Raw genomic sequence first — 23,875 nt, 5'->3', positions numbered from 1 at the left:
TGGATACATGTTTACTGAAGAGCGCAGAGAGAAAATTTTAGAATTACTTAAGAAAAACGGAAGGGTAATTGCTAAAGATCTTGCGGAAAGTTTCGATATGTCTATTGATTCTATAAGAAGAGATTTGTCTATTATGGAGAAGGATGGCTTGTTAAAAAGAACACATGGAGGTGCAATCGAACTTACTAGAGTAAGAAATTTAACTGCTGAACCATCGAAATGTTATCGTGATAGTTCACTAGGTGAAGAAGCGATTGCGAAAGTTGCTGCATCCTACATACAAGAAGGAGATTCCGTTTTTATTGGTGGAGCTTCTATCCATTATGCCATGTTAAAATATTTACCTGAAACATCATTTACAGTGATTACGAATGCTTTAGAAATTGCTAGTAAGTTAAGGGAGTATAAGAATGTAGAAACATATTTAATTGGTGGAAAGGTGAAATCATCAGGAAATATGACAGATACACTTGCCTCTGAAATGATCAATAGATTGTCTATTGATTTGTATTTCTCTACAGGTGGCGGCATTTCATTGGATGGTATAAGTACTGCCACGCCGGAAGTTGCTTATTTTGGAAAAACAGTAAGTAAAATTGCTAGAAGAAATATTTGTTTAGCTCCGCATACTAAACTTGGAAGAGATTGCTTTATAAAAGGAGAGTCACTGAGAGAAATTGAACTTATAATAACAGATGAAGAAGCTCCTAAAGAAATAATTCAACAATTTGAGAAACAAGGCAAAGAAATTTTGATAGCATCAATAGATTGCATTTAAAAGGAGTTTAAAATGATTATAAAAGAACAAGAGTTTCACATAAATGGATTAACTTACACAATTCGTTCAGCAGCTGAAACGGATGCGGAGCAATTATCGAAGATTAGAGTTCAGATCGATGGCGAAACTGAAAATATGGATAGAGAAGCTGGAGAGGGATTTATAGATAAAATAGGTTTTCAAAAAATAATAAAAGCAGATAGTGAAGAGGTGAAGAATCTCTTTTTAGTTGCAGAAGTGCACAACCAAATCGTAGGGTTTTCAAGATGTGAAGGGTCAAATTTGAAAAGATTATCCCATAAAGTAGAGTTTGGCGTTTGTATTTTAAGAGAGTTTTGGGGATATGGAATCGGGAAGAGTCTCATGCAACAATCTATTCATTGGGCTGATGAAAATGAGATTAAAAAGATATCATTACAAGTATTAGAGACAAACGAAAAAGCCATTCAGCTATATAAAAAATTAGGTTTTGAAGTAGAAGGTATTTTAAAAAATGATAAAAGGCTGTCGGATGGGAAGTATTATAATACGGTTGTAATGGGAAGGTGTATTTGAGTCTGTTCATTAAAGAGGTGGAAATGTATGTTTTATAGAAGAAAGTACTATATAGTAAAAAATGAATTTATTAAAATTTTTAATGATCATTTCAATCATACGAACTTACCTAATCAGTTAAAGCATGGCTCTAGGCTAATAGGACGCTGGATGAAAGATAATAAGAATGGTACGACTGAAGTGTTTGCCATATGGGAATATGATAGTTATGAACAGTATAAAGAAATAGAATCAAAGATTAGAAATGACGAGAAGCATATTAGAAAAATACATGAATGGTATGAAAAACATGGCGGAAGGGAATATGTTTTACAGGAGTACATAGTAGAGATGAAAAACGAAGAGTTAGTATGTACTGTAAAGTGATAGAGAGGTGAGAGATAGTGGGAATGAAAACAAAATTATATTTTAGTGTAGCATCCACAATTTTATTTGCAATAGCCGTAATTATTTTCTTTATAAACGGTAATCCACAAATGTGGTTTTGGTTATGTATTTTCTTTGCGTCCATTATACAAAACATAGTGCTACTAAAAAAGAATAAAGAAGTGCATTAAGATATTCAAATTATTAACATATTTGTGTCGTCTTTCTAGTTTTATTGAAAACGCTTTTATTCAGTTTTATAATAAAGGTATGTTTTTACAGATCTCCAAAACAATGAATAGGGAGATGATACAATGTTAGCTTCACCGTTTTACTTACATACATGGAAAAAGTTTGTTGATGAAGGGGTCCTTGATTCGAACCGTATGAACGAGAGAATTTCAGAGTCATGGCATCGATGTAAACAAGCAAATGTGAATCCTCATATGAATAAAGGTCAGAAAATTTTGTCTTCTAAAGTTTTTCAAGATCAAAAGAAAAAGAGTGAAATCTTCCTCGATATAGCAATACCTCAAATACAAAATATGAGAAAAACCATTGATGAACTACAAATGATGGCATTATTAATCGATCCAGACGGTTACGTTCTATCGCTAAGTGGAAATCAACAAACGTTAAAACGAGCGAAACATATTAACTTCATTGAAGGTGTGAAATGGACGGAAGCAGCTGTTGGTACAAATGCGATAGGAACAGCGCTTGAGATTGAAGAGGCTATTATGATAAGTGGTACAGAGCATTATTCTGTCGCATCTCATAGCTGGAGCTGTGCGGCTGCTCCCATTCATAATGATGACGGGAAATTAATTGGAGTTCTAGATTTCTCTTGTCCCATTGAATTTTCCCATCCGTATATGCTCGGGATGGTAACTTCGATTGCACATGCGATTGAACGTGAATGTAGTATTCGAGTGCATCAAAATGAATTACATTTAATCCATCGTTTTTTAGATGTAATTGACAGTGATGAACAAGTTGTAATTTGTAATCATCGTAATGTTATCGTTTCTGCAAGCAAGAGGGTTCGGGAACGAGTATGTAATTGGTCACGGATGAAACTTGAAGATTTAATGCACTATGGATTGAAAACTAAATTAGAAGTTCCAGTATACAGTAATAATAGAATGATTGGGAAATGTATTTATGTAAAGGGAAATAAACAAGTAAAATCATTTTCAACGTCCCCATTTATAAATGGCATCACTTTTCCTGGAGTAATTGGGACAAGCAGTGCATTTCAACATACTTTAGAAGAAATTAAGCTCGTATCACCAACTGACGCAAGTGTATATGTTTGTGGTGAAACAGGTGTAGGGAAAGAATATGTAGCGAGAGCGATTCATGAAAATAGTCCAAGAAAAAATGGTCCTTTTATAGCTGTTAACTGCGGTTCATTACCGAAAGAATTAATGGAAAGTGAATTGTTCGGTTATGCTGAAGGAGCGTTTACAGGTGCACGGCGCCACGGATATAAAGGGAAATTCGAACAAGCAGACGGAGGAACAATATTTTTAGATGAAATTGGTGAAGTGCCGCCAGAGATGCAAGTAGCATTATTGCGTGTTTTACAAGAACGAACAGTAAACCCAATTGGCAGTTCAAAAGAGATACCAGTAAATATTCGTATTATTACTGCGACACATAAAGATTTATTGCGATTAGTAGAAGAAGGGAAATTCCGTCAAGATTTATATTATCGTTTACATGTTTATCCACTATATGTCCCATCGTTAATAGAAAGAAAAGAGGATATTCCGTACTTCATAAAACATTTTTGCAAACGAAAGAATTGGAATGTTGCATTTCCAAAAAGTATTTGTAATCAATTTTCTCAGCATACATGGCCCGGAAATATTCGAGAATTATTAAATGTATTAGAACGCATCTACATTTTGTCGCAAGGACGAGAAATATGCGAAAAACAAATCTCTTTTTTATTACAAACAATGATGGGAAATCAACCTCAATTTGAATTGCAAGCAGAAAATAAAACAGAGAACACATTAAATTTTCGTGAAAAAATACAGCGTGATAGCATGATTGAAGCGTTAGAAAAGACAAATGGAAATGTTTCATTAGCTGCAAAACTTTTAGATGTACCTCGAAGTACATTTTATAAACGAATGCAAAAATATAAGTTATAAAGTAGATTTTTGTAATCTACTTTTTCTTTGTGGGCTCATGTTCTGTCGGAATGTGCGCTTACCGGGGAAATAATAGAATAGTTAGAAATTAATTTCCGGAAGGAGGACTTATGTGAAGTATATTGAAATTGGCATCGGAAATAAGTGGTTTGTTCGAACAGAAACCGAAAATAAAGATGGAACTGAATTTGAAGAAAGAGGAATTATAAAACCTATTTATTTTGAGTCATTATATGTACGAGTGTGGTTTCGGAAAACGTGTTTAATTTTTGATACGAAAGAAGGGTTTAAAAAGGTTAAGAAGAGAAGGATTGAATATAAATTTATAGTTGGAATTGTAAGTAGACTGGATAAAGAAAAAGTGGGCTAACATGCGTAGTTATATTGGACAGGAAATTCTTTTGACTTATATCAAATTCATGAAAAGCACTTTTACTAAATATAAATTGTTAATAAAACCGCTAAGGAAACTTAGCGGTTTCTTTTTATAAAGGAGAGATTTGCGTATGAATAGGATCGTAACTGTTTTACTTGCAATTATTATAATGGGGTATTCTATTTATAGTTGGAATAATACTTCGGAACTGAGTATGCTAATTTTACAAACGCTTTTAGGGTTTATGTTAGGTAGTTTAGGGGTGCAAAATTTTAAAAATAAAGAAAATAGAAGTGTGGGTATCGTTTTACTACTCGTTGCGCTATATTTAATTGTTGTATCGTTAGTAAAATATTTGGCATGAATAAGTATTTAAATGACTTATTCATACTTTCCTTATTACGATAAATATTCTCGTAATAAAAATTAAAATTCCACTTGTATTTCACTATATAAAATATGGCATAATGATTTAGTTAAATAGAAATGGATAGGGTATTTGAGAGGGGCAGTATAATGAGTTTTGCAATTGAAATAGTAATAAAAGCACCAATGGATGTTGTATGTGACTACATAATAGAAGATGAAAAAATAAAAGAATGGAATACATTTATGATAGAAAATCGCTATCCTTCAAATATAGATAAAGAGAATCCACGTGTAGGAGATAAATATATTTCTGTTCAAAAAGTCGGTAAGAAAATATTGGAGGCAGAAGTAGAAATTCTTGAATACGATGCACCCCATATTATTTCACTTGGCAGTGAAATGAAGCAAGGTTATTCGGCAATGACTTATATGTTAGAAGAAGATGAGGAGGGTACAGCACTGACATTAATTTCAGAATATGAACCTAGTAATCTTTACTATAAAATTATGTATAAGTTAACAGGCTGGATTTCACGAGGTTTAACTATGGAACAAATTGAGCGTCTAGCAGAATGTGTAGAAGCTGCTTATCATAAAGAAGATTAATATTAAAGATATGTATGAAGGTAAAAGCGTTACTCAATCTCATGAGTAACGCTTTTACTGTTTAAAGATTTTTTATTGAAAACCTCAATAGCTTTTTCATACATTTCTTTATCAATACAAAATCTTTCTGTTATCCAATAATTAAGTTCAGAAGATGTAATGATTTGTTCTCTTTTCTTACCTTGGAAATATCGTTTTAAAACATTATCATTAATAGAAGTTGGAATACCATTGATATAACCGAAAATCTGAATTTTCTTTAATACAGGGGCTGTATACCAATCGTTAGACTTTGTAATGAGTTCTTTCATACTTGATAAATGTATTGGATCTGTATGTAAGATTTTTGTTGGACCTGGATCTCTAGTAATTTTAATCCTATTATTTGAGACTTCATAAGTGAAAGTTTCTCTTACATTACTTACTTGAAATGATTCATAAAGTGGGTAAGCTTGGAATAAAGGTGCACAATAACCAACATCAACATAATAAGGTTGGTCTAAGTTAACCCGTAAGCATAAATGTCCGGGATCCATATACATATAATGAACATTAAAACCAAGATTTGATAATAACCAATGGAATCCAATTGAGTGCGTCCAACAAGTACCCCCGAGACCTTTTGTTGTAATACGGTTTATGTATGTCTCAATGGAAGGGAAATAATTACCTGTTTCCTTACCCTTTTCCCAGTCAATTATTTTAGTGAGGGTTTCCCATTTTATTTTTTCTTGATGAGCTTTAATAAGCTCATTTAAAAACTTTAAGCTAGTAGGCTGTTTTGTCGTATCTAAAAATGATAGAAAGCTATTTACTAGTTGTACTTGGTTCATTTTCTTATCCTTTCTATATAGAAATTGTTATTGGTATTATTATACAATAGGTGTCAGAAAATACAGTTATTTATTAATGGAGTGGGAGAGAATTATATGTCGATGTCGCTATATTATAAACAAATCCGGGAGAAATTAGGTCATGAACTAATTTTTATACCGAGTGTAGCTGCTGTTATTAAAAATGAGCAAGGGGAAATCTTATTTCAATATCCTGGCGGAGAATACTGGAGCTTGCCAGCTGGAGCAATTGAACCTGGAGAAACTCCAGAAGAAGCAGTAGTTCGGGAGGTTTGGGAAGAAACGGGGCTGAAAGTACGAGTGAAAAAGCAAAAAGGGATATTTGGAGGGAAAGAGTTCCGTCATACATATTCGAATGGAGATCAAGTAGAATATATTGTTGTTGTGTTTGAATGTGAAATTACTAGTGGAAAACTGAAGTCAATAGATGGTGAATCTTTAAAACTACAATATTTCTCATTATCTGAAAAGCCTTCTTTAGCGCTACCATACCCAAATAATATATTTTTATAGATGTAAAATAGCACACCTTATGTATTGAAGGTGTGCTATTTATATAAACCAGTCGTATACATTTTCGTCAATGTATGCACAATTTCTTCTAGGTTGATCTTTTTATCATTTTGCACAATCGTCCAAAGAAACATCTCATTCATCGCAAACCAAGCACGTGCTACAATTTCTTTATTCAATTTAGAATGTGCTAACCCACTTTCTTGAGAGTATGTAATATCTTGCGTAATACTGTTTATAAAGCGTTCCCGTATCTCGTCCCATTTTTGACGTATCTCTTTTGATAACCCAATTGCTTCTTCTACAACTTGTAAAATTGCTCGTTCTTTCTCTGCTAATTGTAGAAATGCTTTAACTTGATTTTGGATCATTGTACGTGCTTCTTCTGTCGTTTGAGGCGAAAAAGAGCGCTCAGCGATATTATAAAATTGATTCATAACATCTTCCATTAAAACGATGAGAAGATCATCTTTGTTTTTAAAGTATACATATGCCGTGCCATAACCGGTTTCAGCGTGTTTAATAATTTGTGTAATGGTTGTTTTCTGAAATCCATTATTAATAAAAACAATGTAGCCGGAATGTAAAAGTTTCTTTTTAGTTTCTAAGGAGCGGTGTTTTCTTGATGAAAGAGTAGTGTTTTTCAAAGAATCACCTCTTTATACTGAAATATCTGAAAATATAACTGTATTGTAAAAGAAATTCATATATAAAGTCAACTGACATAATATCATTGACGTTATATCAACTAAGGTGATATATTTCAATTAGTTAGAATAAAAAGAAAATTAAGAGAAGGTGACACCATGTATAAAGAACCATTTCAACCAACTTATGAGTATGCGCTTGAATGTGATAAACATGATGAACTGAAAGATTTTCAAACTGAATTTTATAAAAAAGAAGGAACAATATATTTAGATGGAAACTCATTAGGGCTACTTTCAAAAAGAGCAGAGAAATCGTTACTTACGTTGCTAGATTCATGGAAAGAGTATGGCATTGACGGCTGGACCGAGGGTGAGCATCCGTGGTTTTTCCTTTCGGAGAAATTAGGTGAATTGACTGCACCTCTTATTGGAGCTTTACCAGAAGAAACTATTGTAACCGGTTCCACGACAACGAATATTCATCAAGTAATCGCAACTTTCTATGAGCCGAAAGGAATACGCACAAAAATTCTTGCAGATGAATTAACATTTCCGTCAGATATATATGCACTTCAAAGTCAAATTCGTTTAAAGGGCCTAGATCCAGATGAGCATTTAGTACGAGTGAAGAGCCGAGATGGTAGAACACTTTCTGAAGATGATATTATTCATGCGATGACAGATGATGTCGCTTTAATTTTATTGCCTTCTGTACTGTATAGAAGCGGCCAAATTCTTGATATGAAACGTTTAACAGCGGAAGCGCATAAGCGTGGTATTCATATCGGGTTCGATTTATGTCACTCAATCGGTTCTATTCCGCATCATTTCAAAGAATGGGATGTTGATTTCGCTATTTGGTGTAATTATAAATACTTAAACGCAGGACCTGGTGGTGTTGCTGGCCTTTATGTAAATAAAAAACATTGTAATAGACTTCCAGGCTTGTCTGGCTGGTTTAGTTCTAGAAAAGATAAGCAGTTTGATATGGAACATACATTAACTGCAGCAGACCATGCAGGTGCATATCAAATTGGTACCCCTCACGTATTAAGTACAGCGCCGTTAATCGGTTCTCTTGAAATGTTTAAAGAGGCTGGTATAGAACGTTTACGTGAAAAATCTTTACATATTACAAGATACATGCTTAATTTAATTGCTCATGAATTAAGTGATTTTGGATTTACAATTGGAAATCCATTAGAGGATGAAAAACGAGGCGGGCATATTTATTTAGAGCATGCAGAAGCAGCACGTATATGTAAAGCGTTAAAAGCAAATGGAGTAATTCCAGATTTTAGAGCGCCAAATGGAGTGAGACTTGCGCCAGTTGCTTTATATAATACGTACGAAGAAGTATGGCAGTCTGTTATGATTTTAAAGAAAATTATGAAAGATGAAGAGTATAAGCAATTTGAAAATAAGCGAGAGGTTGTGGCATAAGTATGAAAACATCAGAGTGGATTGATATTTCACAACCTCTAAATAATGATATTGCTACTTGGCCAGGGGATACACCGTTCTCGTATGAAGTTTCATGGTCAAAAGAAGAGAGTGGTTCAGTAAATGTCGGAAAGTTAACGATGAGTATTCATACAGGTACTCATATTGATGCACCGTTTCATTTTGATAATGATGGAAAGAAAGTGTTCGATTTAGATATTCAAGTTTATGTCGGACCTACGCGAATCATTGATGTTTCTAATCTTGAAAGCATTGGGAAAAAGGAATTAGAGAAATTTCATTTAGAAGGAGTAGAACGCTTGTTGTTACGCACATCTTCACATGGTAAAGCGAATGAATTCCCAGATGTAATCCCACATTTACGTGCGGATATAGCACCATTTCTTTCAGAAAAAGGTATACGTTTAATCGGAGTGGATGTACCATCAGTTGATCCATTAGATGATAAAGAATTAGCAGCGCATCATCAATTGTTTAAACATGGTATACACATTTTAGAAAATGTCGTACTAGATCACGTAGCAGACGGTGATTATGAATTGATCGCATTACCACTTGCCTTATCAGATGCAGATGGAAGTCCAGTTCGAGCAGTTATTAGACCAATATAAGTAGAAATATATATAAAGGGGCGTTTTGCTAATATGAAAGAAAATGAAAAGGTAATTATGGAAAAAGGGATTCATACGGACTTTAAAGAGAATATGACGTACGGGGAATATTTACAATTAGATAGTTTACTATCTTCTCAAAAGAGATTATCAGACCACCATGATGAAATGTTGTTCATCGTTATTCACCAAGCAAGCGAACTTTGGATGAAGCTTATTTTACATGAGTTAAACGCAGCAATTGAATCTATTAAACAAGACAAATTACAACCAGCTTTTAAAATGTTAGCACGTGTATCAAAAATTCAGTCTCAAATTATTCAATCTTGGGATATTCTTGCGACATTAACACCATCCGAGTACATTGAGTTTCGTGACTCGCTCGGTCAAGCTTCAGGTTTTCAATCGTATCAATATCGTATGATTGAGTATGCACTTGGTTATAAAACGCCGCATGCCTTAAAAATTTATGAAAAAGATCCAGAATTACACGCTCGACTTCATACAGCGCTACATGCACCAAGTTTGTATGATGTCGCAATTCAAGCTCTTGTAAAAGAAGGATTCCCAATTCATAAAGATGTGTTAAATCGTGATATTACACAGCCATACGAAGAAGATGCAACAGTAGAAGCAGCATGGCTTGAAGTGTATGCGGATGTGAAAAAATATTGGAATTTATATCAGCTTGCTGAAAAACTTATCGATATTGAAGATTGGCTACAACAATGGCGTTTCCGTCATATGAAAACGGTAGAACGCATTATCGGACATAAAATGGGAACAGGTGGCTCTTCTGGTGTATCTTATTTAAAACGAGTACTTGATCAACGATTCTTCCCAGAGCTTTGGAATGTTCGCACGAAATTATAAAAACAAACCTGTCAGTTCATTACTGGCAGGTTTGTTTTTTATTTGAACCCAAGTATGTTTTAATGAAAGCTACAAGATATAATAAATTAGGTAATGATTTAATTGGAGGTAAAGTATTGGATTTCAAGCAGCTAAAAAATAAATTTGAAAAGAAAAAAGTAAATACATTTCTTGTTTATCAAAAAGGGGAATTAATAACCGAGTATTATAAAACACCCGAATGTACAAATAACTTATATAAAATAAATTCGATTACAAAAAGTGTCGTATCTTTATTAATTGGTATTGCAATTGATAAAGGCTATATAAATGATATACATACACCTATTACAGAGTGGATTGGAAATGTACCTGAGGGAAAACATGATTTGACGCTTTATCACTTATTAACAATGACTACTGGTGAGGAGTGGAAAGAGTTTGGAAATGGAGTAGTATTCCCGAATGACTTTGTAGAATCAGCGAACTGGGTGCAATATATATTAGAAAAACCAATGATTGAAGAACCGGCTACAAAAATGAATTATAACTCAGGCTCTTCGCATTTACTTAGTTACATTATCCAAAAAGCTACTGGAATGCCGACAGAACAGTTTGCGAAAAAATATGTATTTGATCCATTAGAAATTACCGAATATGAGTGGCAGCAAGATCCGCAAGGAATACATGTCGGCGGCTTCGGAATGAAAATGAAGTCTAAAGATTTATTAAAGATCGGTATATTATGTTTGCAGAATGGATATTGGCAGGGGAATGAAATCATATCATCAAAATGGTTAGAAGAATCAAGTACGGCTCTATTTGAAACGTATGAACATATCGGGGCATATGGATATCACTGGTGGGTATTGAATAACGAAAGATTTCACATACCGTACTGTATGTACTTTGCTATGGGATATGGCGGGCAATACATCGTTATCATTCCGCAGTTAGAGGTCATTGCTGTAATAAGTAGTCATATGCCTAAACGTGGGCTCGTTCCATTAAAGTTATTTATCGAGCATGTACAGGAGAATTATAAGTTTGTATGAGAAGAGGAGGGACTGTATGGGGGATGTAAAAACATTATCACTATTTAGACTATGTTTAAGCCTTCTAGCATTTAGTGCAATCATTACGCAATTTATAATACGGGCACAAGTGAAACCGTTCAATCCAGTTAACTTTTTTAGTTTCTTCACTATCGAAAGTAACATTTTAGTTGCATGTATTCTCCTTTTAAGTAGTATCGGAACAGCTACATTTGGTCGATCAGAACAGTTTGGTATACTTCGTGGTGCAGCAACTGTATACATACTTACGACTGGACTCATTTATTTTTTATTATTAAGAGGGTTAGAAGAATCACTTCAAACCGCAATACCATGGGTAAATACGGTGTTACATTATATCATGCCAATCGCAATGCTTTTAGATTGGATTTTAAATCCGCCTAGTAAGAAAATCACTTGGAAACAAGCCGCAAGTTGGCTCTTATTCCCGTTTTTTTATGTTTTATATAGCTTAATACGTGGTCCAATCGCGAATTGGTATCCTTATCCGTTTTTAGATCCGAGAATAGGTGGATATGGTAGAGTACTTTTATACAGTATAGGTATAGCAGTTGTAATTGGCGCTATTTGTATATTGGTAAAATTTTTAGGGAATCGAAATTTTAGAAATGAAAGAAACCCGGCTGTTTAAATTCATAACAGCCGGGTTTCTTTCATTTTATCTACTCGTTTTCTGAAACGACATTTTAATAAATTTCTCCGTCTTCGTTTCAAACTCTACATCAACAAAAATACCATATTCTTTTCCATCCTCGCGTAGCCATAATTTAAATTTTTCAACTGTTATTTGAACGGTTTTTGGTTTTCTACCTATATGAAGGTAATCAATAATCTCTGCTTTTGGGTATTGTTCTTTCGTCTTTTCTACAGCAAGTTTACCCCATTTCGCATACGGCGGCTGCGCATGAACAATTGATGAGCCTGTATATACATTTGAACATATTGTTAGGAACAGAATAACGAGTGCGACACGCTTTAACAATTTTTTCATAATGAACTCCTTTTACCTTTTTTTATATTGTTTACATACTTTTTCAACGATATTAGTTTGGATTTTTTTGTCTTCTTTACATAAAAGCGAGCCTTTTACAAAACATAACCAAGAAATCATTTCCGTAATTAAGGAGGGAAAATTATGCGCCAAAAAGCTGTTTTTAAAATAGCAGTTTTGCTTGCGTTCATAGGACTGTCTTTCATGGTCAGTAGTATACAACTAAAAAATGTAGAAGCCTTTTCTAATCAAGTCATTCAAAGAGGAGCATCTGGCGAAGATGTCATTGAACTGCAATCTCGTTTGAAATATAACGGATTTTATACAGGAAAAGTGGATGGTGTTTTCGGCTGGGGTACATACTGGGCACTTCGAAATTTTCAAGAGAAATTCGGTTTACCTGTTGATGGTTTAGCCGGAGCTAAAACGAAGCAAATGCTCGTGAAGGCAACGAAGTATGATAAGTCAATTGCTAATAAAGGAACGACAACGAATAAAGGAAATAGTGGTGGTACAGCACAAGAAAATAAACCACCTCAAAATAAAGGGACAAATGTTCCAAATGGTTATTCCCAAAACGACATTCAGCTTATGGCAAACGCAGTATATGGAGAATCTCGTGGTGAGCCGTACTTAGGACAAGTTGCAGTCGCTGCAGTTATTTTAAATCGTGTTACAAGTGCATCATTTCCAAATACTGTTTCGGGTGTGATTTTTGAGCCAAGAGCATTTACAGCGGTAGCAGACGGACAAATATATTTAACACCAAATGAAACAGCGAAAAAAGCTGTATTAGATGCAATTAATGGATGGGATCCAACAGGAAACGCATTGTATTATTTCAATCCAGATACTGCAACAAGTAAATGGATTTGGACTCGTCCACAAATTAAAAAGATCGGGAAACATATTTTCTGTAAATAGAGCGGAGGTGGAACTATGTTACGAGGTATTATAATCGTATTATTAACAATCGGTGTAGTCGGCACAGGGTACTGGGGCTATAAAGAGCATCAAGAGAAGAATGCAGTATTAATTCGGGCTGAAAATAGCTATCAACGTGCGTTTCACGATTTAGCGTACGAGGTAGATTTATTGCACGATAAAATTGGCACAACGCTTGCCATGAATTCACGTGCATCTTTATCACCTGCATTAGCAGATGTATGGAGATTAACATCTGAAGCTCGTTCAGATGTAGGGCAACTTCCTTTAACGTTAATGCCTTTTAATAAAACGGAAGAATTTTTAGCGAATATCGGTGATTTTAGTTACCGTGCAGCTATTCGTGATTTAGAAAAAGAGCCGTTAAATGATCAAGAATACAAAACGTTGCAAACTTTATACTCAAATGCCGGAAATATACAAGATGAACTAAGAAAAGTGCAACATCTTGTTTTGAAAAACAATTTACGCTGGATGGATGTTGAGATGGCACTCGCATCCAATCGTGATCCTGCCGACAATACAATTATTGACGGACTAAAGACAGTAGAAAAAAATGTAACATCGTATTCATCTACAAACTTCGGACCTACCTTTACAAGTGCACAAAAAAATAAAAAAGGTGGATTTGAAGCAGAAGGAAAAGCAATTTCAAAAGATGAAGCGGCGAAAATCGCAAAATCGTTCTTGAATTTAAAAGGAAATGAAAAAGTAGAAGTCGAGAAAAGTGGAAAAGGTGCGAAAGAATCTTTCTATAGTGTGAAAATTAAAGACGAGGCAACGAATAATGAGTTTTATATGGATATTACCGGAAAAGGCGGATATCCAATTTGGGTTATGAATAATCGAGAAATTAAAGAACAGAAAATTAGTTTAAACGATGCAGGAAGTAAAGGTTTGAAATTCTTAAAGGACCATAAGTTTCATAATATGGAGCTTTATGATAGCTCACAATATGATAATGTTGGAGTATTTACGTATGTAGTAAATGAGAATGGCGTACGAATTTATCCAGAGGCAATTCAAATGAAAATTGCTTTAGATGACGGTTCTATCGTCGGATTTTCGGCGAAAGAATATTTAGCATCACATCAAAAACGAACAATCCCTTCGGCAAAGCTAACTGCAGCAGAAGCAAGAAAGAAAATAAACCCTGATGTAAAGGTAATGGAAGAGCGAAAAGCAATGGTAGTAAATGATTTGCATAACGAAGTACTTTGTTATGAATTTGTAGGTACTTTAGGGAAAGATACGTACCAAATTTTCATTAATGCAAATAGCGGAGCAGAAGAAAAAGTGAAGAAAATGCAAGCTGTTGAAAAAATTTATGATTAAACTTTAATGGTAAAGTGGTGAGAATAATGAAAATCTTAATATATCTATTGATGGTTTGTTTTTTTATAACTGGATGCAGTATTGGAAAAAAAGATAGTCCAAACGAAAAGCCAGAGCAAAAAAATGTTTCGATGAAAAATGTTAATTATACGAACAAGTCAAATAAGCCAAATGAAAAAGCGGCGGACCATCTAGCATCTTTAGCAGCAAGTGTGCCAGGTGTGAATGATGCGACAGCGGTAGTAGTTGGGAAATATGCTATCGTAGGAATTGATGTAAAAGCGAAACTTGATCGAACTCGTGTTGAATCCATTAAATACTCTGTTGCAGAAAGTTTGAAAAACGATCCTGATGGTGCTAATGCAGTTGTTGTAGCAGATGTTGATACGTACGAACGACTGAAACAAATTGGAAAGCAAATTAAAAAAGGAAAAACAGGCGAAGGTATACTGGATGAGTTAGCAGCAATTGTTGGCCGTGTAATGCCACAAGTTCCAAATGACATGATTGAAAATAAAGAAACGAATCCAATTCAAGATAATGATAAACAATTACCAAAAGATGAAGAACAAGAACTAAGAAAAGAACAGAATGATCAATCAAATAATCATTTGAATAAATAAAGATAACCTTAACCCTGTACTAAATTGTGCAGGGTTTTTCAATATAATATTAAATATTCAGTTTATTTTTAAGGGAATATATGGTTTAATTATTATGGGAGGGACAACTGTTATGATGAAAAAAAGCACATTAATATTATGTAGTTTATGCTTAGGTTTCAGTATGACAGCGTGTGAACAGAAGAAAGAAGTAAAAAAGCACACAGCGACTTCTTCTACTGTAATGGAAAATCAGAAGAAAGAATCTATCAATATAAATCATTTTTTAAATATAAATGAAGGAATGACTTATAAAGAAGTAAAAGATTTAATTGGTTTTGAAGGGGATTTACTCATAGAAGAAGGTGTAGAACATTCTACACAAATTAAGCAAATTTTTGCTTGGAAGGGAAGCAATCCAACTGCATTAGTTGAAATTACCTTTTTAGATGGAAAAGTACATTCTAAAATGCAGCAAGGTTTAAGCTAATAAGTTGAAAATGGGAGAGTTTAGCATGGACATACATACAGGGGAGATTCAATTAGTTCCGTATAAAGAGGAATATAAAGAAGTTATAGAAACATTTACTTTACCAAGTGAACAAGTTCAATTTACGTCGGACCCAGCTGAATTATTGAAAAAAGCAAAAAATGATCGTACAAAAAATGTCATTGTTATTTTAGATTACAATGGGGTACCTGTTGGTCTTTTTGCATTGCAAACGGGAGATAGAGTACAGGAATTCACAGAAAATGAGAACGCTTTACTTTTAACTTCATTTTCTATAAATCACAATAGGCAAAGGAAAGGATATGCTAAAAAATCACTGGCATTATTACAAGAGTTTGTACAACGTTATTTTCCGATAAAAAATGAAGTTGTACTTGCTGTGAATGAAAAAAATATTCCAGCACAAAATTTATATGAAAAAGTTGGTTTCCAAGATAAAGGTTTTAGAAGAATGGGACCAATTGGTCAACAAATCATAATGCATTTACCTATCATAAAATAACGAGAAAAAACTTACTCTTGTACAAAAGTAGTAAGTTTTTTATTTAGAAAGATATATAATATAGAATATATAAATAAAAGAAATAGAAATGAAGGAAATACAAAATGAATCAAGTTAGAAAATGGAATATTATTGGTGGAAGGGTGATAAAAACAGGAATTGCGGTTTTTCTTACAGTTCTAGTTTGTGAATTTTTCAATATTCCAACTATATTTGCTGTTATCACCGCAATTGTAACGATTGAGCCAACTGCAACAGATTCTATAAAAAAAGGACTGGTTCGCTTTCCAGCTTCAACAATTGGATCAGCGTATGCAATGACTTTCACATTTTTCCTAGGTCATCAGGCGCTTTCTTATGCGTTAGCGGCAATGTTTACAATCGTTACATGTCAAAAACTAAGGCTACACGCTGGAACGTTAGTCGCAACTTTAACTGCTGTTGCAATGATTCCCATTACGGCAGATCATTATTTTACTGCATTTTTAATTCGATTAGCTACTACATCTACTGGTATTATAGTGTCTACTGTAGTCAATTTTTTTATTTTGCCACCACACTATGTTAAAACAATTTCGGGATGTACAGAGGAGCTATTTGTTAAAACGGCAAATGTTATGGAGGAATGGCTTACTGCGTTAATGGATGGGAAAGTTATAAAAAAGGAGACAACCTATACTCTTTCTAAATTAACTGTATTATTACATAAAGCAGTACAATTTGTTCAATATGAGCAAAAAGATTGGAAATACCATCGACATACAAAAAAAGAAATGAGAAGTTTTTTACTTGTACAAAAGCAACTTCATTTATTACAGCAAATTATTTATCATATAGATAATTTAGCTCGAGCACCAATTGAAACATGTGATTGGTCACAAAATGAAAAAGAAATTTTGCGACGAACAATTCATTCTATAATTTCTATATTAAGAAATCATTGTGAAAAAATAGATGAGGAACATTTTAAACTGATTGATGAATTAGATAAGCAATTTTGGACTAATAAAAATGATTTAGCACATTGTAAACCGAATCAATATCATCATCATTTTTCAAGCAAATCTATCATTTTATTTGAAGTATTATCTATACATGATATGTTAGAGGAATTAAAACAAATATCTGAGAAATATGAGGGTGAAAATCAACTCAATTGTTCAGTTCATTAAAATGTGGAGGATTGCTATGACAATTTATATTGCATTACTAAGAGGAATCAATGTAGGCGGGCATAAGATAATCAAAATGGCTGATTTAAAACAAGCGTTTGAATCAATAGGGTTGAAACAAGTGAAAACATATATTCAAAGTGGGAATATCGTATTCAAATCTGAGGAAGATATAACATTTCTAAAGGAACGAATACAGTCTGAAATTAAAAACGTTTTTGGTTTTGATGTTCCGGTTATGTTAAGAACACATGAGGAATTTATAAACATTACAAAAAGATGCCCCTATGAAGTCAATTCATTGCGAGAAGGCGAAAGTATACATATTGCCTTCTTAGCACATGAACTTTCTAAAACAGAAAAAGATCAGCTACTTATGCAAAAAAATGAGATTGAAGATTGTTGTATTCATGAAAAAGTTGTGTATTTATTTTTCAAAAATAGCATTCGAAACTCTAAATTAATGAACCAGTTTCAGAAGTTGCATACACCAGCTACAGTAAGAAATTGGCGGACTGTGAATAAATTAAAAGCGATAGTTGAGGGGATGTAAATATAAAAAGATGAGATTTTCTGTATAAAGAAAATCTCATCTTTTTATTTATATTGTTTTGCGACTATAAGTTCGACAATAGGGTAAATAAAGAATGAAGAGCACAGTGCAATAAAAAGAGGGAAGTTTTTAATCCCATTTAAATTAGCTCCCATAGAAAACCCTTCAGAGAAGAGTAATATAAGGAACATTACAACTATGAGCGTAAAATATGCAATTTTAGAGCTTTTATATGTAATTTGTTGTCCCATTTCATCCTGACTTTCTTCTGATACACCGTGGGAATCTCCCCATGTAATATGATTGATAAGGTAGCTAAGTATTAAAGCGCTTGTGAAAATTGTTCCACCTAAAATCGCACCTTCAGCGATGTATTTATAAGCCCCGTGTATAAGCACTCCAAGTAATGATAAAACGATTGTTATTAAAATGAATTTTTTGCGATTCATATGAAAAATGGCACCTCCACTGTTGTAAAAAACTCTTTACAACTATAGTATAAAATTGGAAAAGTTTAATGTCAAATACTTTTTACACATAGAGCCGAGAAAATAATATTTTGTATGTACGGTTAATAAAAAATTACATTACATTTGAATGTAAAAGAATGGGCTCGCATATATTTGGAAGGGATGTCAGATTAATTTAGGGGGTAGTTATGTCTATTCTTTTAAAAGCTGGTGCTGATGCAGGAAATAATGGTTTGAAGTTAATGGTGAAAGGGCAAGATCCTATTTTTATTCCGAGTATATATGCTTTATATATAGGAGAGCCTACAGGACTCTTAGATGAGGAAGATGTTTCATTATCTGAATTAGAAAATCACATTGACGTGACCATTAGTTCTCCATCGTTAATGTTAAATAATGTGCGGTATATCGTTGGAGAAAAAGTCATTCAAGATCAATTAAAAGGTACTGAGGTTGAGAAGAAATCGAATAAGTCAACTGATGAGTTAATGGTTATTACAATTCTATCTGGTTTAGCCGTAAGTGCTATGCGTCAAAGCCCAACTTCTAGCCATATTAACATTCGATATGATTTATCTGTTGCTCTCCCTATGCAGCTTATTACACAAGAAATAGCGGCGGAAAATGCAAAACGTTATATGGGGAATCATAAAGTTGTGTTCCATTATCCAAACGGACGTGATGTTACAATTAATATTTCAATCGAATATTGCAAATGTCTACCTGAGGGTGCTTCTGGGACGTGGGGCATTGTATATGATGAAGAAGGAAATGTTGTGAAACATAAAATAGAATGTGAACAAAATAAAGTTTCAGAAATTGATTTTGTTGATAAAACACTATTATCTTTTGATATTGGAGCAGGGACGACAGAAGAAGTCGTTTCATTAGGTGTTAATTTTAGACCACAATTAAGTAAGGGTTTATCATATGGTGTGAAAGAAACGTTACTACAAATTATTACGAGATGGAACCGGAAATATCCAACAAAGACAATTGATAGCATTACAGAATTCAATCAAATTTATTTAAATGATAAACACCCTAGAAATGCATTATTAGTTGAGGAATCACAACCAGCGTTATTAGGTTTAGCAGCGCGCGTTGCAACGGATATTATAAACAAAATTGATGATATGAAAGACGATCCATATGTATTTATTTATGGCGGAGGCGCAGTTATCATAAAAAATAGCCTGAAAATGATTTTAAAACAAAAAGGGCGTTTAACAAATGTAATTTTTGTAGATAATCCATTATTTACAAATGCACGTGGATTATTAGTCTACACTTGTTCACCGAAATATAGAGAGCATAAGCAAAAAGAGTTAGGATTTACAAACTTAACGATAAGTTAGTTGGTGGAAGTATGCGATCTAGGCGATATAAACGTGGTGATCGAGTGAAAATCAATATTCATAAATCAGTATCACCTGAAATGCTTGCATGGCTGAATAAACAATCAAACCCAACCAATTTCTTTTTCTTTGCTGCGCAGCAACTTTTTAAACAAGTAGGAGATATTGATGTGGCAAAAGCTATACCAAGTAGCCATGTTTTCTCATTATACGTGGAACCATCATCTTTATTAAAAGTCGAAGTAAATCCTTTTAAAAACGTACCACTAGATGCTAATAAATCCACCGAAAATATTAAAAAAAAATCATGGGAAGCTGTTGATCAATTAGATTGTCCGTTTTTTTAAACATAGAAAAATATAAGTATTGCCCATCACTATACATACGGATACAGTGATGGGCTTTTTTACATGTAAAGATAGGGGGGACACAAATTGCGGCGTGCCCCTCCTATTCATTATTTTTCTATTATTTTAGCTGTATGTTCAGTAACAGTATGAATGATGTCTTCCCAGTCATCAGGATGAATCTCATGTCCGGCGCCTTCAAGAGTTAATAGAGCTGAGTTAGGAATCTCATCAATAAGTGCAAGGCCATGTTCAAAAGGGAGTGCGGTATCGTCTGTTCCGTGAATGACTAATGTAGGTGCTTGTATGGAGTGAAGCACCCCTTCATATGCATCATCGCCTTGAAGTAAAGCGTGATTAAACATGCTTAATAAATTGTTAGCTCGTTCAATTTCTTGTTTTACTTGATTATAGACTCTTTTTTCATCAAATGTGCGTTTGGACCCGCATAATAGACGGGACCCTGAAACTAAATATTCTGCTACAATATTTTCATTTGTCCAATCTAAATGCTTGCCATTTGCGTGATGTGTTAAAATTCTTTCATCCATCGGTGGTAAATCGCGCGTGTTATTGTCAGAGCCTATTATACTTGTAGCTAGTAATGTTAACGTTAAAACTCTTTCGGGATGTTTTACAGCAGCGATTTGAGCAATCATACCACCTAATGACATACCAAATAGATGCGCCTTATCAATATGATAAGCATCTAATACCCCAATTGCATCTTCAGCCATATTTGTAACGGTATAATTGGAAGTTCCTGGTTCATATGCGACAGAGCGTCCGACATCACGGTTATCAAAACGAATAACAAATTTCCCCGTGTTAGCCAACTGTTCACAAAATTCTTCATCCCAATAAACCATTGAACACGTAGCACCCATAATTAATAAAATAGCTGGATTTTTAGGGTTTCCAAAGCTTTCTGTACATATATCAATCCCGTTTATTTTAAATATCTTTTCGGTCATAGAGTTCTCTCCATTTCTTTTGAATGTAATTAAACATAAAATTTTGAATGACTCTAAGTTGTGTGTTAGATTTGCTTTGTTTCTTGCATAATTACCCCCAAAAATAAGTTTATGATAATTTAAGGGGAAAAATTTGAGAAATAATTGTATGTTATTACAATAAACAGCAAGGAGATGAGGAATTGAAAGCAATTGTTATAGATCAATATGATAGTGTTGAAGAATGAAAAGAAAAACAAGTTTTAAAACCTGGTGGTGTTTCAGTTTCAATTGTTCATGAACCAATTCAAAAAGTAAAAGGGATAAAATCAGGTTTTTTATAGCATAAACTTTCGCATTGTATCATGTAATCTCTCTAATCCACTTATCATATCTTTTTCATTTAACATTGAATAGCTAATTCTTAAATGATTATTATTTGTTTCGGGATTTAATAGACAAGCTGTACCTGGTAAAAAAGACACATCTACTTCATTTGCTTTTTGTAATAAGGTAAAGGGATCTATCGAATCAGGAAGAGTAATCCATAAATTAAAGCCGCCATTTGGTATTTCAAAGTGCATTTCTTTAAGTGGTGATAACATATCAATCGTTATATCACGTCTAATTTGTAAAGCCGTACGTAATTTTTCTAAATGATGTTTCATACGTTCTGCACGTAAAAACGGTAGAAGTGCTTTTTGTGTTAATAAAGGACTACCGATATCCATTGAACCTTTTACAGCATATAACCATTCGAAAATAGGGCCATCAGCAATAAGCGATGCGATACGCAGTCCTGGTGCTAACGTTTTACTAAATCCTTTTATATATAGTACGTGGCCGTTTGTATCAAAATTTTTAATAGGAGGGGGGACAGTCGCACCCTCAAAATATATTTCACCGAAAGAATCATCTTCAATGATAAAAAACTCATATAGCTGTGCCAATTCTATAAGTTCCATTCTCCGTTCTTTACTCATTACGGTACCTGTTGGGTTCTGGAACGTTGGATTCGTATACAATAAAACGGGATTTTTACTTTGACAAATATCATCGATTAAATCGGATCGAACCCCGTGATTATCTAGAGAAACAGGTATAATTTGAGCCCCTTTATTGATGAAAATATCAAGTGCAGCACTATAACACGGACTTTCCACTAATACAATATCACCAGGTTTTAATAGTGTTTGAGCAATTAAATCAATTCCTTGTTGTGCGCCGCTTGTAATTAATAACTGGGATGGGTCTGTCACTAATTTTTGATGTTCATTTAAGTAATTTGCTATTTCAACTCGTAGTTCATAATCTCCTTGAACTGGCCCATATGTTGCTAGGATCATCTGGTCTTTATTAAGTATTTTATGCATTTCGTCTGCCAAGAATGGATTTGGCAATAGACGTGGATACAAAATCGCTTGTGAAAAATCGTAATATTTCCGGTGCTGATTCATTGCATATTGAGATCGCATAACATTAATCGTTTTCGTTTGTTGCCATTTATACGGAATTGGTTTGGAATCTTTCTTTACATGTTTATGTATATAAGCACCTTTACCTTGCTGGATGCGTATATATTCTTTCTTTTCTAGCTGTTTATACGCCTTACGAACAGTTAATAGGCTAATCTGTAAATCTTCCGCCATAGAGCGTAAAGATGGAAGTGAGTCACCATGCGAAAGCATGCCACTTTGTATTCTTTCAACGATTTGCATATATATTTGCTTGTAATACGGTATGTTGGATTCTTTACGCAGTACAATCTTCATGGTTTCACCTTTTTCGTTTTTATTTAATTTAAGCGAAAAATATAAAGAGAATCAACTATAATTTTAGGCAACTGTTATATACAAAGATACACTGTTATACACTATACCTTCTATACTCATGTTAAGAGTAAAAAGGAGGAAGAGTAATGGTCATTTTTAATTATATTTTAGTATGTATTATTTTCGGAACAACATTTTTAACGATAAAAATCGGAATTGAAGCAGGAGCGCCCCCATTATTTTCAGCGGGAATTCGTTTCTTTTTAGCAGGAGTAATCTTAATGATTATATTTAAGATAAAACGAAAAAAAATTATGCCACACATATTTTCAAGACGAATTATATATGCTGGTTTTTGCTTAACATTTATGACATTCGCAACATTATATTGGGCAGAACAATATATTTCTTCAGGGTTAGCTGCTGTGTTATCTGCTACGGGACCGATGATGATTTTGTTATTACAGGCAAAGAGAAATAAGACAAAATTACAAAAGGAGCAACTTCTTGCTTTAATTATTGCACTAATAGGTGTTGTTTTTGTTTCTTTACCTGGAATTCACCAAGAAATAAGTTTCATATGGAGTATTGCTTGTTTTGTATTAATAATAGGAGAGTTATTTTACGGAATAGGCTCAATTCGCTCAAAAGAAATACTTTCGGATTTACAAAGTGTATCGCCATTTCTCATAAATGGTATTCAAATGTTTTATGGAGGAGTGTTACTACTAATCGTCTCCATCATAGTAGAACAACCGAATGTAACTGTATTAGCTTCATGGAGTGTACAGTGGCCTATTTTATATCTCATATTTATCGGATCAATTGGTGGGCACGGATTATATTATTGGCTCTTATCAAAAACAAATCCTGTATTCCCGTCAACCTGGTTATATGTCTCACCATTAATTGCTATTATTGTAGGATATATCATATTAGGAGAACCTTTAAACCCTACAATGGGAATAGGTGCTTGTTTCATTTTGGTTGGTGTATTTTTAGCTAATCGATCCACACTCCGGTCTTATTTCAAACAAGGAAGATTATTTGAAAAAGAAATGTAGTTGTATAAAGTAGCAGCCCTGCATATAACAGGGCTGCTTTCATTTTATTCATGATACGGATTGAC

30 protein-coding genes are annotated in these 23,875 nt (G+C 33.7%); 24 read left to right on the top strand and 6 right to left on the bottom strand.

Going from position 1 to position 23,875, the window contains the following annotated elements; all coding sequences use genetic code 11:
• Positions 1–7: 7 nt before the first annotated feature.
• From MR070_RS09290 to MR070_RS09255, 8 genes are all read left to right on the top strand, one after another.
• A complete protein-coding gene (locus MR070_RS09290; RefSeq protein ID WP_000493628.1) occupies positions 8–778 on the top strand; it encodes a DeoR/GlpR family DNA-binding transcription regulator in 771 nt (256 codons plus the stop codon).
• Between the two features lie 12 nt (positions 779–790).
• Positions 791–1,333: a GNAT family N-acetyltransferase gene (locus tag MR070_RS09285; protein WP_000584319.1), complete on the top strand. Its 543-nt coding sequence runs from the start codon at positions 791–793 to the stop codon at positions 1,331–1,333.
• A gap of 27 nt (positions 1,334–1,360) precedes the next feature.
• Complete coding sequence (locus tag MR070_RS09280; RefSeq protein ID WP_000499968.1) at positions 1,361–1,699, top strand: NIPSNAP family protein; 339 nt, start codon at positions 1,361–1,363, stop codon at positions 1,697–1,699.
• A gap of 23 nt (positions 1,700–1,722) precedes the next feature.
• The gene (locus tag MR070_RS09275) at positions 1,723–1,890 is read left to right on the top strand and encodes a hypothetical protein (protein ID WP_078383688.1); all 168 of its coding nucleotides are present in this window, start codon (positions 1,723–1,725) and stop codon (positions 1,888–1,890) included.
• A 123-nt stretch (positions 1,891–2,013) separates the two neighbouring features.
• A complete protein-coding gene (locus MR070_RS09270) occupies positions 2,014–3,864 on the top strand; it encodes a sigma-54-dependent Fis family transcriptional regulator (protein ID WP_242261104.1) in 1,851 nt (616 codons plus the stop codon).
• Positions 3,865–3,976: 112 nt separating this feature from the next.
• Positions 3,977–4,234, top strand: coding sequence for a DUF3977 family protein (locus MR070_RS09265; RefSeq protein WP_000873834.1), 258 nt, complete (start codon positions 3,977–3,979; stop codon positions 4,232–4,234).
• A 136-nt stretch (positions 4,235–4,370) separates the two neighbouring features.
• Positions 4,371–4,604 carry a YczI family protein gene (locus tag MR070_RS09260; protein WP_242261103.1) on the top strand — a complete coding sequence of 78 codons (234 nt, stop codon included), beginning with the start codon at positions 4,371–4,373 and terminating at the stop codon, positions 4,602–4,604.
• A gap of 152 nt (positions 4,605–4,756) precedes the next feature.
• Positions 4,757–5,215, top strand: coding sequence for an SRPBCC family protein (locus MR070_RS09255; RefSeq protein WP_000006424.1), 459 nt, complete (start codon positions 4,757–4,759; stop codon positions 5,213–5,215).
• Between the two features lie 29 nt (positions 5,216–5,244).
• Here the strand turns inward: MR070_RS09255 and MR070_RS09250 are convergent, their stop codons facing one another.
• Complete coding sequence (locus MR070_RS09250) at positions 5,245–6,048, bottom strand: arylamine N-acetyltransferase (protein ID WP_138321904.1); 804 nt, start codon at positions 6,046–6,048, stop codon at positions 5,245–5,247.
• A gap of 96 nt (positions 6,049–6,144) precedes the next feature.
• On the opposite strand from MR070_RS09250, the gene MR070_RS09245 reads away from it, so the two are divergent.
• Complete coding sequence (locus MR070_RS09245; RefSeq protein ID WP_000062939.1) at positions 6,145–6,582, top strand: NUDIX hydrolase; 438 nt, start codon at positions 6,145–6,147, stop codon at positions 6,580–6,582.
• A 35-nt stretch (positions 6,583–6,617) separates the two neighbouring features.
• Here MR070_RS09245 and MR070_RS09240 read toward each other — a convergent pair whose 3' ends face one another.
• Positions 6,618–7,229, bottom strand: coding sequence for a TetR/AcrR family transcriptional regulator (locus MR070_RS09240; RefSeq protein ID WP_000799594.1), 612 nt, complete (start codon positions 7,227–7,229; stop codon positions 6,618–6,620).
• 159 nt (positions 7,230–7,388) lie between these two features.
• On the opposite strand from MR070_RS09240, the gene kynU reads away from it, so the two are divergent.
• The 5 genes from kynU to MR070_RS09215 all read left to right on the top strand — a co-directional run bounded on the left by kynU (position 7,389) and on the right by MR070_RS09215 (position 11,866).
• Positions 7,389–8,675 (top strand): kynureninase, encoded by a 1,287-nt coding sequence (kynU, locus tag MR070_RS09235; RefSeq protein WP_044792197.1) that lies wholly within the window; start codon positions 7,389–7,391, stop codon positions 8,673–8,675.
• Between the two features lie 2 nt (positions 8,676–8,677).
• The gene (gene kynB, locus MR070_RS09230; protein ID WP_000858053.1) at positions 8,678–9,307 is read left to right on the top strand and encodes an arylformamidase; all 630 of its coding nucleotides are present in this window, start codon (positions 8,678–8,680) and stop codon (positions 9,305–9,307) included.
• A gap of 33 nt (positions 9,308–9,340) precedes the next feature.
• Complete coding sequence (gene kynA, locus MR070_RS09225) at positions 9,341–10,180, top strand: tryptophan 2,3-dioxygenase (protein ID WP_000661967.1); 840 nt, start codon at positions 9,341–9,343, stop codon at positions 10,178–10,180.
• A gap of 116 nt (positions 10,181–10,296) precedes the next feature.
• Entirely contained in the window at positions 10,297–11,214 is a 918-nt protein-coding gene (locus MR070_RS09220) for a serine hydrolase domain-containing protein (RefSeq protein ID WP_242261102.1), read from the top strand.
• 16 nt (positions 11,215–11,230) lie between these two features.
• A complete protein-coding gene (locus MR070_RS09215) occupies positions 11,231–11,866 on the top strand; it encodes a Pr6Pr family membrane protein (protein WP_070806192.1) in 636 nt (211 codons plus the stop codon).
• Positions 11,867–11,893: 27 nt separating this feature from the next.
• Here the strand turns inward: MR070_RS09215 and MR070_RS09210 are convergent, their stop codons facing one another.
• A complete protein-coding gene (locus MR070_RS09210) occupies positions 11,894–12,226 on the bottom strand; it encodes a DUF3889 domain-containing protein (protein WP_139895371.1) in 333 nt (110 codons plus the stop codon).
• Positions 12,227–12,370: 144 nt separating this feature from the next.
• On the opposite strand from MR070_RS09210, the gene sleB reads away from it, so the two are divergent.
• From sleB to MR070_RS09175, 7 genes are all read left to right on the top strand, one after another.
• On the top strand, positions 12,371–13,150 hold the full coding sequence (sleB, locus tag MR070_RS09205; protein WP_138321908.1) for a spore cortex-lytic enzyme: 780 nt from the start codon (positions 12,371–12,373) through the stop codon (positions 13,148–13,150).
• 15 nt (positions 13,151–13,165) lie between these two features.
• Positions 13,166–14,506: a germination protein YpeB gene (gene ypeB, locus MR070_RS09200; RefSeq protein ID WP_044792207.1), complete on the top strand. Its 1,341-nt coding sequence runs from the start codon at positions 13,166–13,168 to the stop codon at positions 14,504–14,506.
• A gap of 26 nt (positions 14,507–14,532) precedes the next feature.
• The gene (locus tag MR070_RS09195) at positions 14,533–15,129 is read left to right on the top strand and encodes a YhcN/YlaJ family sporulation lipoprotein (RefSeq protein WP_044792208.1); all 597 of its coding nucleotides are present in this window, start codon (positions 14,533–14,535) and stop codon (positions 15,127–15,129) included.
• A 112-nt stretch (positions 15,130–15,241) separates the two neighbouring features.
• The gene (locus tag MR070_RS09190; RefSeq protein WP_000976535.1) at positions 15,242–15,598 is read left to right on the top strand and encodes a hypothetical protein; all 357 of its coding nucleotides are present in this window, start codon (positions 15,242–15,244) and stop codon (positions 15,596–15,598) included.
• 25 nt (positions 15,599–15,623) lie between these two features.
• Positions 15,624–16,121: a GNAT family N-acetyltransferase gene (locus tag MR070_RS09185; RefSeq protein WP_044792210.1), complete on the top strand. Its 498-nt coding sequence runs from the start codon at positions 15,624–15,626 to the stop codon at positions 16,119–16,121.
• A 104-nt stretch (positions 16,122–16,225) separates the two neighbouring features.
• Positions 16,226–17,293 (top strand): aromatic acid exporter family protein, encoded by a 1,068-nt coding sequence (locus MR070_RS09180; RefSeq protein ID WP_044792212.1) that lies wholly within the window; start codon positions 16,226–16,228, stop codon positions 17,291–17,293.
• Positions 17,294–17,309: 16 nt separating this feature from the next.
• The gene (locus tag MR070_RS09175; protein WP_000158236.1) at positions 17,310–17,846 is read left to right on the top strand and encodes a DUF1697 domain-containing protein; all 537 of its coding nucleotides are present in this window, start codon (positions 17,310–17,312) and stop codon (positions 17,844–17,846) included.
• A gap of 44 nt (positions 17,847–17,890) precedes the next feature.
• Here MR070_RS09175 and MR070_RS09170 read toward each other — a convergent pair whose 3' ends face one another.
• Positions 17,891–18,295, bottom strand: a complete 405-nt coding sequence (locus MR070_RS09170) for a DUF2178 domain-containing protein (RefSeq protein ID WP_001080323.1) — start codon at positions 18,293–18,295, stop codon at positions 17,891–17,893.
• A 209-nt stretch (positions 18,296–18,504) separates the two neighbouring features.
• On the opposite strand from MR070_RS09170, the gene MR070_RS09165 reads away from it, so the two are divergent.
• Positions 18,505–19,674 (top strand): ParM/StbA family protein, encoded by a 1,170-nt coding sequence (locus MR070_RS09165; RefSeq protein WP_000025610.1) that lies wholly within the window; start codon positions 18,505–18,507, stop codon positions 19,672–19,674.
• Positions 19,675–19,685: 11 nt separating this feature from the next.
• Positions 19,686–20,021, top strand: coding sequence for a hypothetical protein (locus tag MR070_RS09160; protein ID WP_001257749.1), 336 nt, complete (start codon positions 19,686–19,688; stop codon positions 20,019–20,021).
• 110 nt (positions 20,022–20,131) lie between these two features.
• On the opposite strand, the gene mle is transcribed toward MR070_RS09160, so the two are convergent.
• Complete coding sequence (mle, locus tag MR070_RS09155; RefSeq protein ID WP_138321911.1) at positions 20,132–20,995, bottom strand: BCA family alpha/beta fold macrolide esterase; 864 nt, start codon at positions 20,993–20,995, stop codon at positions 20,132–20,134.
• A gap of 317 nt (positions 20,996–21,312) precedes the next feature.
• Positions 21,313–22,746, bottom strand: coding sequence for a MocR-like pyridoxine biosynthesis transcription factor PdxR (pdxR, locus tag MR070_RS09150; protein WP_000706758.1), 1,434 nt, complete (start codon positions 22,744–22,746; stop codon positions 21,313–21,315).
• Between the two features lie 146 nt (positions 22,747–22,892).
• On the opposite strand from pdxR, the gene MR070_RS09145 reads away from it, so the two are divergent.
• The gene (locus tag MR070_RS09145) at positions 22,893–23,810 is read left to right on the top strand and encodes a DMT family transporter (RefSeq protein ID WP_044792216.1); all 918 of its coding nucleotides are present in this window, start codon (positions 22,893–22,895) and stop codon (positions 23,808–23,810) included.
• Positions 23,811–23,875 lie beyond the last annotated feature (65 nt).

The organism is Bacillus cereus group sp. BfR-BA-01453, from assembly GCF_022662915.1.
Taxonomy (GTDB): Bacteria; Bacillota; Bacilli; order Bacillales; family Bacillaceae_G; genus Bacillus_A; species Bacillus_A paranthracis.
This window is presented reverse-complemented; position numbering and strand designations above follow the sequence as displayed.

Coding starts and splice junctions, on each gene's coding strand:
- MR070_RS09260 (WP_242261103.1), top strand. CDS start 4,371: ATGAATAGGATCGTAACTGTTTTACTTGCAATTATTATAATGGGGTAT.
- kynU (WP_044792197.1), top strand. CDS start 7,389: ATGTATAAAGAACCATTTCAACCAACTTATGAGTATGCGCTTGAATGT.
- sleB (WP_138321908.1), top strand. CDS start 12,371: ATGCGCCAAAAAGCTGTTTTTAAAATAGCAGTTTTGCTTGCGTTCATA.
- MR070_RS09160 (WP_001257749.1), top strand. CDS start 19,686: ATGCGATCTAGGCGATATAAACGTGGTGATCGAGTGAAAATCAATATT.
- MR070_RS09195 (WP_044792208.1), top strand. CDS start 14,533: ATGAAAATCTTAATATATCTATTGATGGTTTGTTTTTTTATAACTGGA.
- mle (WP_138321911.1), bottom strand. CDS start 20,995: ATGACCGAAAAGATATTTAAAATAAACGGGATTGATATATGTACAGAA.
- MR070_RS09170 (WP_001080323.1), bottom strand. CDS start 18,295: ATGAATCGCAAAAAATTCATTTTAATAACAATCGTTTTATCATTACTT.
- MR070_RS09285 (WP_000584319.1), top strand. CDS start 791: ATGATTATAAAAGAACAAGAGTTTCACATAAATGGATTAACTTACACA.
- MR070_RS09175 (WP_000158236.1), top strand. CDS start 17,310: ATGACAATTTATATTGCATTACTAAGAGGAATCAATGTAGGCGGGCAT.
- MR070_RS09270 (WP_242261104.1), top strand. CDS start 2,014: ATGTTAGCTTCACCGTTTTACTTACATACATGGAAAAAGTTTGTTGAT.
- MR070_RS09290 (WP_000493628.1), top strand. CDS start 8: ATGTTTACTGAAGAGCGCAGAGAGAAAATTTTAGAATTACTTAAGAAA.
- MR070_RS09190 (WP_000976535.1), top strand. CDS start 15,242: ATGATGAAAAAAAGCACATTAATATTATGTAGTTTATGCTTAGGTTTC.
- MR070_RS09185 (WP_044792210.1), top strand. CDS start 15,624: ATGGACATACATACAGGGGAGATTCAATTAGTTCCGTATAAAGAGGAA.
- MR070_RS09145 (WP_044792216.1), top strand. CDS start 22,893: ATGGTCATTTTTAATTATATTTTAGTATGTATTATTTTCGGAACAACA.
- MR070_RS09280 (WP_000499968.1), top strand. CDS start 1,361: ATGTTTTATAGAAGAAAGTACTATATAGTAAAAAATGAATTTATTAAA.
- MR070_RS09250 (WP_138321904.1), bottom strand. CDS start 6,048: ATGAACCAAGTACAACTAGTAAATAGCTTTCTATCATTTTTAGATACG.
- MR070_RS09255 (WP_000006424.1), top strand. CDS start 4,757: ATGAGTTTTGCAATTGAAATAGTAATAAAAGCACCAATGGATGTTGTA.
- MR070_RS09275 (WP_078383688.1), top strand. CDS start 1,723: ATGAAAACAAAATTATATTTTAGTGTAGCATCCACAATTTTATTTGCA.
- kynB (WP_000858053.1), top strand. CDS start 8,678: ATGAAAACATCAGAGTGGATTGATATTTCACAACCTCTAAATAATGAT.
- MR070_RS09165 (WP_000025610.1), top strand. CDS start 18,505: ATGTCTATTCTTTTAAAAGCTGGTGCTGATGCAGGAAATAATGGTTTG.
- MR070_RS09215 (WP_070806192.1), top strand. CDS start 11,231: ATGGGGGATGTAAAAACATTATCACTATTTAGACTATGTTTAAGCCTT.
- pdxR (WP_000706758.1), bottom strand. CDS start 22,746: ATGAAGATTGTACTGCGTAAAGAATCCAACATACCGTATTACAAGCAA.
- ypeB (WP_044792207.1), top strand. CDS start 13,166: ATGTTACGAGGTATTATAATCGTATTATTAACAATCGGTGTAGTCGGC.
- MR070_RS09245 (WP_000062939.1), top strand. CDS start 6,145: ATGTCGATGTCGCTATATTATAAACAAATCCGGGAGAAATTAGGTCAT.
- MR070_RS09180 (WP_044792212.1), top strand. CDS start 16,226: ATGAATCAAGTTAGAAAATGGAATATTATTGGTGGAAGGGTGATAAAA.
- MR070_RS09210 (WP_139895371.1), bottom strand. CDS start 12,226: ATGAAAAAATTGTTAAAGCGTGTCGCACTCGTTATTCTGTTCCTAACA.
- kynA (WP_000661967.1), top strand. CDS start 9,341: ATGAAAGAAAATGAAAAGGTAATTATGGAAAAAGGGATTCATACGGAC.